Raw genomic sequence first — 10,708 nt, 5'->3', positions numbered from 1 at the left:
GCCCGGTGGACACTCCAGGTAGCTCACACGGGGGACAAAGAGTGTCCACCGGACGGTGACGATCGCGGGACCGTCGATTCTCTAGCGTTGCGGCGTGGCCACTGCGCTTCGGCCGCCTTCCCTGCCGGGTGGCTCAGCTCGGTGTCGGCGCTCTCTCTGGAGGACCTCATGCTCGGCAAGATCAAGGCATCCGCTCTGACCGCACTGTGCTGCGCGGTGCTCGGCGCGGGAGTCGCCGGCTGCGACGGCGACGCGGTGGAGAAGTGGGACCCCTTCGCGGCCGCGACCCCGAAGCCCGCGATCGAGTCGTTCTCCGGGACGAAGAAGCTCAAGGTCGCCGGCCGCTCGGTGAACGTGTCCTGCGCCGGGAACCTGGCCAAGGGCCGGCCGGTCGTCGTCCTGCTGCCCGGGATGGGTGACGACCTGGGCAAGATGGCCGCCCTGCAGAAGACCCTCGGTGAGAAGAACCGGGTCTGCTCCTACGACAGGCTCGGGGCGGGCGCGAGCGACCAGCCCGCCGGCCCGCAGGACTTCGCCGGCACCGGGAAGATCCTCACCGGGGTGCTCGACCAGATCGCCGGAGACCGGCCGGTGGTGCTGGCGGGCCACTCGCTGGGCGGGCTGATCGCCGCCAGGTACACCCCTCAGCACCGGGACAGGGTCAAGGGACTGGTCCTGATGGACGCCACCCCCTCGACCATGATCGCGGACATCTCCAAGGCGATCCCCGAGTCGGCCAAGGGCCAGGCGGCCCAGCTGCGCGCGCAGAACCTGGCCGTGTTCCAGGGGCAGAACCCGGAGAAGCTGGCCATCTCCGACGGGAGGGTGGACTCCGCCGGGAACATCCCGGTCGAGGTGATCCAGCACGGGCAGCCGTACCTCGCGGCCATCCCCACGTACGGCTCCCGCCTGGAGCGGGCCTGGGCGGCCGGCCAGCGCAAGTGGCTGGCGCTGTCCTCCGGCGCCAAGCTGAGCACCGCCGCGAAGAGCGGGCACTACATCTACGTGGACCAGCCCGACGTCGCCGTCCAGGCCGTCCAGCGGGTCACCGCCCAGGCGAACGGCGAATGACCCCGATCCCGGAACCGACGCGAGCGGCCCGCGGCCGTCCCGGACGGGCGGGTGCGCCGTCCGGGACCGGATCCGTCACGCCGGTCAGGCGATCGCGCTGGAGAAGTCCTTGTCGCCGTACGGCCCGATGACCGCCAGCGTGAACGGCCGGGTCAGCACGTCGGCCGCCACCTCGGCGATCTCCTCCGGCGTCACCGCCTCGATCCGGGCCAGCACCTCGTCCACCGACAGCAGCTCGTCGTAGACCAGCTCGTTCTTCCCGATCCGCGACATCCGCGACCCGGTGTCCTCCAGCCCGAGCACCAGGCCGCCGCGCATCTGCCCCTTGCCGCGCCCGATCTCGTCCAGGTCGAGGCCGTCGGTGACGACCCGGGCCACCTCGTCCCGGCAGATCTTCAGCACGTCGTCGATCTTCGACGGCAGACAGCCGACGTAGATCCCGAACTGGCCGGTGTCGGCGTAGGCCGAGGTGTAGCTGTAGGCGGAGTAGGCCAGCCCGCGCTTCTCCCTGATCTCCTGGAAGAGCCGGGAGGACATGCCGCCGCCGAGCGCCGCGTTGAGCACGCCGAGGGCGAAGCGGCGGTCGTCGGTGCGGGACATGCCGGTGGTGCCGAGGACCAGGTTGGCCTGCTCGGTGGGCCGGTCGAGCACCCGGACGCCAGAGTGCGTATGCGCGCCGGGGCCGCTGGTGCGCGGCGGCTCGGACTCCAGAGGGCCGCCCAGGGCGCCGGCCCGCTCGTACGCCTGGGCGACGAGCTCGACGACGTCCTCGTGGCGGACGTTCCCGGCGACCGAGACGACGGTGCGGCGGGGACGGTAGTAGTGCCGGTAGTACTCGGCGATCCGGTCGCGGCCGATCGCGTTGATCGACTCGACGGTGCCGAGGATGGGCCGCCCGATCGGCGAGTCACCGTAGAGCGCCGCCGCGAACTGCTCGTGCACCACGTCGGACGGGTCGTCGTCGTGCATGGCGATCTCTTCGAGGATCACCCCGCGCTCGGACTCGACGTCGTCGGGGGTGATCAGCGAGCTGGTCACCACGTCGGCGAGCACGTCGACGGCGACCGGCAGGTCCTCGTCGAGCACCCGCGCGTAGTAGCAGGTGTACTCCTTGGCGGTGAAGGCGTTGATCTCCCCGCCGATGCCCTCGATGGACGCCGAGATCTCCATGGTGTCGCGCGTGGGGGTGCCCTTGAACAGCAGGTGTTCGAGGAAGTGCGTGGCCCCCATGTGCTCGGGGTTCTCGTCACGTGAGCCGATGCCCACCCACATGCCGACCGCGACACTGCGTACGGTCGGCATGGTCTCGGTCACCACACGCAGCCCACCGGGGAGGACGGTGCGCTTGACGATCCCGGCCCCGTCACGGCCGGGATGCAGCGTGGTGGTGGTCACGGGGCCTCCTTGGCGGGCCCCGTGACAGAAACTCCCTGGGTGCGCTCGGTCACGAGTTGCGGTCGTCCCCCTCGTTGCGGGGCGCGCGCACCCGGGTGCGGGTACGGCGGGGACGGTCCTCGCGCGGCTGCCTGTCGTCCGAGGCGGCGGCCGGAGCGTCGTCGGAGCCGGAGGACTCGCCGGACTCGGCGCGGGCCTCCTTCTCGGCGGCCTCCTTCTCGATGACCTCGACCGGGACCAGGGACAGCTTGCCCCGGCCGTCGATCTCGGCGATCTCGACCTGGATCTTCTCGCCGACGCCCATGACGTCCTCGACGTTCTCGATGCGCTTGCCGCCGTGCAGCTTGCGGATCTGGGAGACGTGCAGCAGGCCGTCCTTGCCGGGCATGAGCGAGACGAACGCGCCGAAGGCGGCGATCTTCACGACCGTGCCCAGGTAGCGCTCGCCGACCTCCGGCATGTGCGGGTTGGCGATGCCGTTGATCGCCGACCGCGCGGCCTCGGCCGCCGGGCCGTCGGTGGCGCCGATGTAGATCGTGCCGTCGTCCTCGATGGTGATCTCGGCGCCCGTGTCGTCCTGGATCTGGTTGATCATCTTGCCCTTCGGGCCGATGACCTCGCCGATCTTGTCCACGGGGACCTTGATGGTGATGATGCGCGGCGCGGTCGGGTTCATCTCCGCCGGGGAGTCGATCGCCTCCTGCATCACGTCGAGGATCGCCAGGCGGGCGCCCTTGGCCTGCTTGAGGGCCGCGGCCAGCACGCTGGCGGGGATGCCGTCGAGCTTGGTGTCGAGCTGGAGGGCGGTGATGACGTCCTTGGTGCCGGCGACCTTGAAGTCCATGTCGCCCATGGCGTCCTCGGCGCCGAGGATGTCGGTCAGCGTGACGTACTCGTCGCCCTCGCCGATCAGGCCCATCGCGATGCCCGCGACCATCTCCTTGAGCGGCACACCGGCGTCGAGCAGCGCCATCGTGGAGGCGCAGACCGAGCCCATCGAGGTGGAGCCGTTGGAGCCGAGGGCCTCGGAGACCTGCCGGATCGCGTACGGGAACTCCTCGCGCGTGGGCAGGACCGGGATCAGCGCCCGCTCGGCGAGCGCGCCGTGGCCGATCTCGCGGCGCTTGGGCGAGCCCACCCGGCCGGTCTCACCGGTGGAGTAGGGCGGGAAGTTGTAGTTGTGCATGTAGCGCTTGGTGCGGTCGGGGTTGAGCGTGTCGATGACCTGCTCCATGCGCAGCATGTTGAGGGTGGTGATGCCCATGATCTGGGTCTCGCCCCGCTCGAACAGCGACGAGCCGTGCACCCTCGGCACCACGTGGACCTCGGCGGACAGCGCGCGGATGTCCTTGGTGCCGCGGCCGTCGATGCGCAGGCCCTCCTTGACGACCCGCTCGCGCATGAGCTTCTTCATCACCGAGCGGAAGGCGGCGGAGATCTCCTTCTCCCGGCCCTCGAACTCGGGCAGCAGCTTCTCCCCGGCCAGCGCCTTGACCTTGTCGAGCTCGCCCTCGCGCTCCTGCTTGCCGGCGATGGTCAGCGCCTTGGACAGCTCGGTCTTGACCGCGCTCTCGACGGCCGTGTAGACGTCCTCCTGGTAGTCGAGGAAGACGGGGTACTCGGCGGTCTCCTTGGCGGCGACCTGCGCGACGCGCGACTGCGCCTCGCACAGCACCTTGATGAACGGCTTGGCCGCCTCAAGGCCCTGCGCGACCGTCTCCTCGTTGGGCGCGACGGCGCCCTCGGCGACCAGCTTGAGCGTGTCCTTGGTGGACTCGGCCTCGACCATCATGATCGCGACGTCGCCGTCGGCGAGCACCCGCCCGGCCACGACCATGTCGAAGGTGGCCCGCTCCAGGTCGTGGTGCGTCGGGAAGCCGATCCACTGGCCGTCGATCAGCGCGACGCGCACGCCGCCGATCGGGCCGGAGAAGGGCAGCCCGGCGAGCTGGGTGGACAGGGACGCCGCGTTGATGGCGACGACGTCGTACAGGTGGTCGGGGTTGAGCGCCATCACGGTGGCGACGACCTGGATCTCGTTGCGCAGGCCCTTGACGAAGGACGGGCGCAGCGGCCGGTCGATGAGGCGGCAGGTGAGGATGGCGTCCTCGGAGGGACGGCCCTCACGGCGGAAGAACGAGCCGGGGATGCGCCCGGCGGCGTACATGCGCTCCTCGACGTCCACCGTCAGCGGGAAGAAGTCGAGGTTCTCCTTGGGCGACTTCGAGGCGGTGGTCGCGGACAGGATCATCGTCTCGTTGTCGAGATAGGCGACGGCCGAACCCGCCGCCTGACGCGCGAGGCGACCGGTCTCGAACCGGATCGTGCGCGTGCCGAAAGAGCCGTTGTCTATGACGGCTTCAGCGGTGTGGACACCCTCCACGGGGGACCTCCTTGGTCGGTCGGTCTCCCGCGCCCTCTTTCTCACCGGCACCCTCGTTAGGTGCAGCGCCGGTCTTCGATCGAAGCGCCCGGTCAGATGTCTTTCTGCTACCGGAAGCCACTACCGAGGACCGGCCCGCATGCGTCGCGGGTCGCATGGTGCTTGTGCGGACGCGGGGGCTCTAAGTGTGTCTCGAATGTTCAGTTGTGCGGCGCTCGACGCGCCGATCTTGCAAGGAAGAAGGGAGCGACGCGAACGCCGCTCCCTCTCACTCTATCGGCGCAGACCGAGCCGCTCGATGAGCGAACGGTAACGCGCGATGTCGACCTTCTGCAGGTACTTCAGCAGGCGGCGCCGGCGCCCGACGAGCAGCAGCAGGCCACGACGGCTGTGGTGGTCGTGCTTGTGCGTCTTCAGGTGCTCGGTCAGCTCGCTGATGCGCTTGCTGAGGAGCGCGATCTGCACCTCGGGCGAACCGGTGTCGCCGTCGGCGGTCGCGTACTCCGCGATGATGGTCTTCTTGGCAGCGGTGTCGAGGGACACGGCTCTCCTTCGAGCTATGGACACGCGCGAATACTTGAGAGTAGCGAACGACCGTGCGTGCCTACAGTCGCCGCGTGAAGGCCATCGGAACAGCGCGCAGCGCCGTCGTCACAGGACCGACATGCAAGGCTATCACCCGCGGCCCCATGCTCGCTCAGCCCTGAACGAGCGGGTCCGCTCAGCCCGCGAGCGGATCCGCTCAGCCCGAGTCCCGCGTCAGCCCGAGTGCCGCGTCAGCCGCCTGGCCTGCTCGACGTCGGCGTGGATCTGGGCGACGAGCGCCTCGATCGAGTCGAACCGGGTGTTGCCGCGCAGCCTGGCGGCGAAGTCGACCGCCACGTGCACCCCGTACAGCTCCAGGTCGTCGCGGTCCAGCGCGTACGCCTCGACGGTGCGCGGCACGCCCTCGAAGGTCGGGTTGGTGCCGACAGAGATGGCGGCCGGCCAGCGCTCGCCCTCGTACAGCGTGGGCAGGTTGGCGACCGGCACGCACTGCAGCCAGCCCGCGTAGACGCCGTCGGCGGGGATGGCCGTGCGGGGCGGGGTCTCGACGTTGGCGGTGGGGAAGCCGAGCTGGCGGCCACGCTGGTAGCCGCGCACGACCACGCCCTCCACCCGGTGCGGGCGCCCCAGGTCGGCGGCGGCGCCCTCGACGTCGCCCGCCATCAGCCGCTCGCGCACCCGCGTGGAGGAGATGCCGTCGAGCAGCGGCAGCGCCTCGACGATGAAGTCGTACTTCTCGCCCAGCGCGGCCAGGGTGCCGGTGTCGCCTGCCGCGCGGTGGCCGAAGGTGAAGTTGTCCCCCACGACGACGGCGGCGGCGCGCAGCCGGTCGGCCAGGACGCTCTGGGCGAACTCAGCGGGGCTCATCCTGGCCAGCTCGGGCGTGAACTCCTCCACGCTCACCGTGTCCACGCCCAGCCCCGCCACCAGCTCGGACCGGTGCGACGGCGTGGTCAGCCGGGCCGGGTGCGAGCCCGGCCGGACGACCTCGACGGGATGCGGGTCGAACATGATGGCGACGGCGCGCAGGCCGCGCTCGCGGGCGACGGTCACGGCGCGTGAGATCACCTGCTGGTGCCCGCGGTGGACGCCGTCGAACACGCCGATCGTGACGACGGACCTCTCCGAACCCTGCACGCCCGGCCCCATTCGTTGTGGCGGATCAACCCCTCAAGCCTGCCATGCGCCGCCACGGGAGCTCCAATCGAGGGGGGCTCGTCGGCGGTACTATCGGTCGCACCATGCCTCAGTACGCACTCCTGATCCTGCCTGCCTTCAACCGCGTCTACGGCGAGAGCTCGGTCCGCCTGACCCTCGGCGAGCTGGCCGTCTTCGGCGACCGGGCCCTGGAGTCGCAGGTGTCGGGCATCGGCGAGGCGGTGATCGGCGGCCTGCCGTACGTGACGTTCGAGACCGGCGCGCCGCTGCCGGCCGGGGACGTCGCGCTGCTGTCGAACCTGTCCTCCGCCTACGCCCTGTTCGGCGTCGAGGGCGAGCTGCTGCGCCCGCTCACGATGGCGCCGCTCGACCGGCTCAGCAGCGACCTGATCACCATCCAGAAGTACGCCGGCAAGACGAACGAGCACTTCACCAAGCTGCTGCTGAACGTCACGGTGCTGGCGAGCGAGCGGCGGCTGGACGAGCGGCTGTCGGTGTTCGACCCGCTGTGCGGGCGGGGGACGACGCTCAACCAAGCCCTCATGTACGGATATGACGCCTATGGGGTGGACGTCGACAGCAAGGACTTCGAGGCCTACACCGGGTTCCTGAAGATGTGGCTGCGCAACAAGCGCTTCAAGCACACGGCCGAGACCGTGCCGGTGCGCCGCGAGCGGGCGCTGGTCGGGCGGCGCCTGAACGTCTCCTTCGCCGGGTCCAAGGAGGCCTACAAGGCGGGCGACACCCAGCAGGTCGCGGTGGTCAACGCCGACACCCTGCGGGCGCGGGAGTTCTTCAGGCCGCGCTCGTTCGACGTGGTCGTCACCGACGCCCCCTACGGGGTGCAGCACGGCAGCAAGGGCGGCGGCGGCCTGTCCCGCAGCCCGCTGGAGCTGCTGGCCAAGGCCGTGCCCGGCTGGGCGGAGCTGCTGCGGCCCGGCGGCGCGCTGGGCATCTCCTGGAACACCTACGGCGGCAGCCGCGAGGAGCTGGGCGCGATCCTCGGCTCGGCGGGGCTGGAGGTGGCGGAGCTGCCGGGGTTCGAGCACTGGGTGGACCAGGCGATCGTGCGCGACATCCTGGTGGCCCGCAAGCCCTGAGCGGGGCCTGGCCGCTCAGGCGAACACGGCCAGGGGCTTGGCGATGCGCCCCTGCTCCTCCACCAGCGCGAGCAGCTCGCCCTCCGGCCCGAACACGCCGATCGGCCCCTTGCCGAGCCCCGCGGCGGGCAGCCGTCCGCCGTGGCTGACCACCCTGGCCTCGTCCGAGGTGAGGTCCCTGCGCGGGAAGGCCGCCGACACGGCCTCGCCGATGGGCAGGACCACGCACTCCTCGGCGAGCTGGTCGATCGTCCTGGCCCGCGACAGTCCGTAGGGGCCGACCCGGGTGCGGCGCAGCGCCGTCAGGTGCCCGCCGACCCCGAGCCCGGCGCCCAGGTCGCGGGCCAGCGCGCGGATGTAGGTGCCGCTGGAGCAGGTCACGGTCGCGTCGACGTCGATCACGCCGTCGTGCGGCCGGACGTCCAGCACGGAGAACTCCCGCACGGTGACGGGCCGCGCGGACAGCTCGACCTCCTCACCGGCGCGAGCCATCTTGTAGGCCCGCTGCCCGTCCACCTTGATGGCGCTGACCTGCGGCGGGATCTGCATGATGTCGCCGGTGAGCGCGGCGACGCCCTTGTGCACCTCGGCCTCGCTCACGGCGGCGGCCGAGGCCGTGGAGGTGACCTCGCCCTCGGCGTCGTCGGTGTTGGTGGACACGCCGAGCCGCATCGTGGCGACGTACACCTTCTCGGTCAGCGCCAGGTGGCCGAGCAGCCTGGTCGCCTTCTCCACGCCGACCACCAGCACACCCGTCGCCATCGGGTCGAGCGTGCCGGCGTGGCCGACCCTCCTGGTGCCGGCCAGCCGCCGCAGTTTGGCCACGACGTCGTGGGAGGTCCACTCGGCCGGCTTGTCGACGATGATCAAGCCGCTTTCGGCCATCAGGCTTCCCCGTCCCGCGTGTTCGTGTCCGGTAGTGGTGATTCAGGCAGTGATGATTCAGGCAGTGGTGCCGGGTCCGGCGGTGTCGCCAGGCCGGGCAGCAGGGCGCGCATGGCCGCCATCGTGTCGTCGACGGTGTCGTGCGAGGTGAACCCGGCCGCGTTGTGGTGGCCGCCGCCGCCCAGCGCCGCGCAGATCGAGCCGACGTCCACCGCCCCCTTGGAGCGGGTGGACACCTGCCAGGCGCCCTGGTCGTCCTCCTTGAGCACCGCCGCCACCTCGGCCTCGTCGGTGCGCCGCACGATGTCGATGAGCCCTTCCAGCTCCGCGTACGGCAGCCCGTACGCGGCCCGGTCCACCCGCGTCACGTACGTCCAGACCAGCTCGCCCTCCAGCCTCACCCGGTCGAGCGCGGCGGCCAGCACCTTGAGGTAGCCGAAGGGGGAACGGTCCCACAGCTCGCGGGCGATCTCGTCCGTGCGCAGGCCGGTGGCCACCAGCCGGGCGGCCATCTGGTGCACTTCGGGCGTGGTCGAGGAGTGGCGGAAGGAGCCGGTGTCGGTCACCAGGCCCGCGTACAGGCAGGTGGCGATGTCACGGTCCAGGGTGCCGCCGAGCCGGTAGATCAGCTGCTCGGCCAGCACGGCCGTGGCGGCGACGTGCGGGTCGATGAGGCTCAGCGTGCCGAAGCCGGTGCCGGACAGGTGGTGGTCGACGACGATGACCTCGCGCGCGTGCGCGGTGCTGTCGCCCAGCAGGCCCAGCCGGTCCAGTGTCGAGGAGTCGAACGTGATCATCAGCTCCGGCGCGGCCGGGAACTCCGACGGCGGCACCAGCAGGTCCTGGGCCGGCAGGAAGCCCAGCAGGCGCGGAACCGTGAAGTGCCGGTCGCCGAACGAGGTGACGACCCGCTTGCCCATCGCGCGCAGCACCGAGCCGACGGCCAGCATCGAGCCGAGCGCGTCGCCGTCGGGCGAGACATGACAGGCCATCGCGATCTCGTCGGCCTCGCCGATCAGGTCGAGGGCCCGCCGCCAGGCCGCCTCCGGGATCACCGACCCGGAGGGCGGCAGCGGGCCGTCCACGGAACCTGCCGCCTCCGCGCGGGGCGGGCGGGCGGTCCGGTCACGCACGTCGGGCGTCACTTGGCCGGGAACCCGTCCTCGTCCGGCCTGCCGTTGCCGTTGGCGCCCTGCCCGCCCGGCCTGAACTCGTCGTCCAGCTTGCCGAGCCCTCCGGCGCCACGCCCTTCGGAACCGAGCCCTTCAGAACCGGGCCCCTCAGAACCGGGCCCTTCGGCGTCCAGCTCGTCGTCCGGCTTGCGGTACGGGTCGGCCTCCCCGGCGTAGGCGGCGCCCTCTGCCTTGCGCGCCACCTCGGCGTCCTTCGCCCTGGCGGCGTTGATCAGCTCGTCGAGCTGGCGCGCGCTGTCGGGCAGCGGGTCGTGCTTGAACGTCAGCGTCGGGGTGAAGCGCACACCGGTCTGGCGGCCCACCTCCGAGCGGATGACGCCCTTGGCGCTCTCCAGGGCGGCGGCGCTGTCGGCCCGCTCGACGTCGGAGCCGAACACCGTGTAGAAGACCGTGGCCTCGCGCAGGTCGGCGGTGATCCGCGTGTCGGTCACGGTGACGAAGCCCAGACGCGGGTCCTTGATCCGCCGCTCCAGCATCTCGGCGACGATCTGCTGGATGCGGTCGGCGAGCTTGCGCGCCCGCGCTGCGTCCACCATGTTCGCTCCCCCTCACGCACGACCGAACGTCGTGCAGTCATTCAGTCTTCGTCGTTGTAGAGCCGCTGCCGCGCCGACAACAGCTCGATCTCAGGGCGGAAGGCCACCATTCGCTCGCAGGCGTCCATCACCTCTTTGCAGTTACCCGCGGAAGCGGAAACCACCGCGACGCCGACCTCCGCCCTGCGATGCAGGTCCAGATGGCCGACCTCGGCCACGGCGATGCTGGGATAACGTCGCTGCAACTCGGCGACCAGCGGCCGCACGACAGAGCGCTTCTGCTTCAGCGACCTGACGTCGCCGAGCAGGATGTCCAGGGTAAGAGCACCCACATACATCGTCGGTAACCACCGCTTTGGCTGGTGTGGAAAGCGCACGCCCGGCCTGCTGCGGTGGGAACCAGGCCGGGGCGTGCGAGAGGCGCCCGGCGGATGGTCCGCC

General features: G+C 70.9%; 9 protein-coding genes and 1 pseudogene. 2 read left to right on the top strand and 8 right to left on the bottom strand.

Features of this window, described 5'->3' with window-relative positions:
* The first annotated feature begins 141 nt into the window (after window positions 1–141).
* Entirely contained in the window at window positions 142–1,071 is a 930-nt protein-coding gene (locus KME77_RS25865) for an alpha/beta fold hydrolase (RefSeq protein WP_308250904.1), read from the top strand.
* 84 nt (window positions 1,072–1,155) lie between these two features.
* On the opposite strand, the gene KME77_RS25860 is transcribed toward KME77_RS25865, so the two are convergent.
* From KME77_RS25860 to KME77_RS25845, 4 genes are all read right to left on the bottom strand, one after another.
* Window positions 1,156–2,466, bottom strand: coding sequence for a M16 family metallopeptidase (locus tag KME77_RS25860; RefSeq protein ID WP_219471541.1), 1,311 nt, complete (start codon window positions 2,464–2,466; stop codon window positions 1,156–1,158).
* A 49-nt stretch (window positions 2,467–2,515) separates the two neighbouring features.
* Window positions 2,516–4,849 carry a polyribonucleotide nucleotidyltransferase gene (locus KME77_RS25855; RefSeq protein ID WP_219471540.1) on the bottom strand — a complete coding sequence of 778 codons (2,334 nt, stop codon included), beginning with the start codon at window positions 4,847–4,849 and terminating at the stop codon, window positions 2,516–2,518.
* 273 nt (window positions 4,850–5,122) lie between these two features.
* A complete protein-coding gene (gene rpsO / locus KME77_RS25850; protein WP_219471539.1) occupies window positions 5,123–5,392 on the bottom strand; it encodes a 30S ribosomal protein S15 in 270 nt (89 codons plus the stop codon).
* Between the two features lie 216 nt (window positions 5,393–5,608).
* Window positions 5,609–6,544, bottom strand: coding sequence for a bifunctional riboflavin kinase/FAD synthetase (locus KME77_RS25845; protein WP_219471538.1), 936 nt, complete (start codon window positions 6,542–6,544; stop codon window positions 5,609–5,611).
* A gap of 92 nt (window positions 6,545–6,636) precedes the next feature.
* Here KME77_RS25845 and KME77_RS25840 point away from each other — a divergent pair, with 92 nt between their 5' ends.
* Window positions 6,637–7,653, top strand: a complete 1,017-nt coding sequence (locus KME77_RS25840) for a TRM11 family SAM-dependent methyltransferase (protein WP_219471537.1) — start codon at window positions 6,637–6,639, stop codon at window positions 7,651–7,653.
* A gap of 15 nt (window positions 7,654–7,668) precedes the next feature.
* On the opposite strand, the gene truB is transcribed toward KME77_RS25840, so the two are convergent.
* From truB to KME77_RS25820, 4 genes and pseudogenes are all read right to left on the bottom strand, one after another.
* Complete coding sequence (gene truB / locus KME77_RS25835; RefSeq protein ID WP_219471536.1) at window positions 7,669–8,538, bottom strand: tRNA pseudouridine(55) synthase TruB; 870 nt, start codon at window positions 8,536–8,538, stop codon at window positions 7,669–7,671.
* Window positions 8,538–9,671 (bottom strand): DHH family phosphoesterase, encoded by a 1,134-nt coding sequence (locus KME77_RS25830; protein ID WP_308250903.1) that lies wholly within the window; start codon window positions 9,669–9,671, stop codon window positions 8,538–8,540. The genes truB and KME77_RS25830 overlap by 1 nt, the downstream gene beginning before the upstream one ends.
* Before the next feature lie 161 nt (window positions 9,672–9,832).
* Window positions 9,833–10,267: pseudogene (rbfA, locus tag KME77_RS25825) on the bottom strand (30S ribosome-binding factor RbfA); the annotation flags it as partial.
* Between the two features lie 41 nt (window positions 10,268–10,308).
* Window positions 10,309–10,605 carry a DUF503 domain-containing protein gene (locus KME77_RS25820; RefSeq protein ID WP_219471542.1) on the bottom strand — a complete coding sequence of 99 codons (297 nt, stop codon included), beginning with the start codon at window positions 10,603–10,605 and terminating at the stop codon, window positions 10,309–10,311.
* Between the last annotated feature and the right edge of the window lie 103 nt (window positions 10,606–10,708).

Origin of the sequence: Nonomuraea rhizosphaerae, from assembly GCF_019396405.1 — a bacterium.
Lineage (GTDB): Bacteria > Actinomycetota > Actinomycetes > Streptosporangiales > Streptosporangiaceae > Nonomuraea > Nonomuraea rhizosphaerae.
The sequence above is the reverse complement of the archived record's forward strand: the minus strand, read 5'-3'. Positions and strand labels throughout refer to the sequence as shown.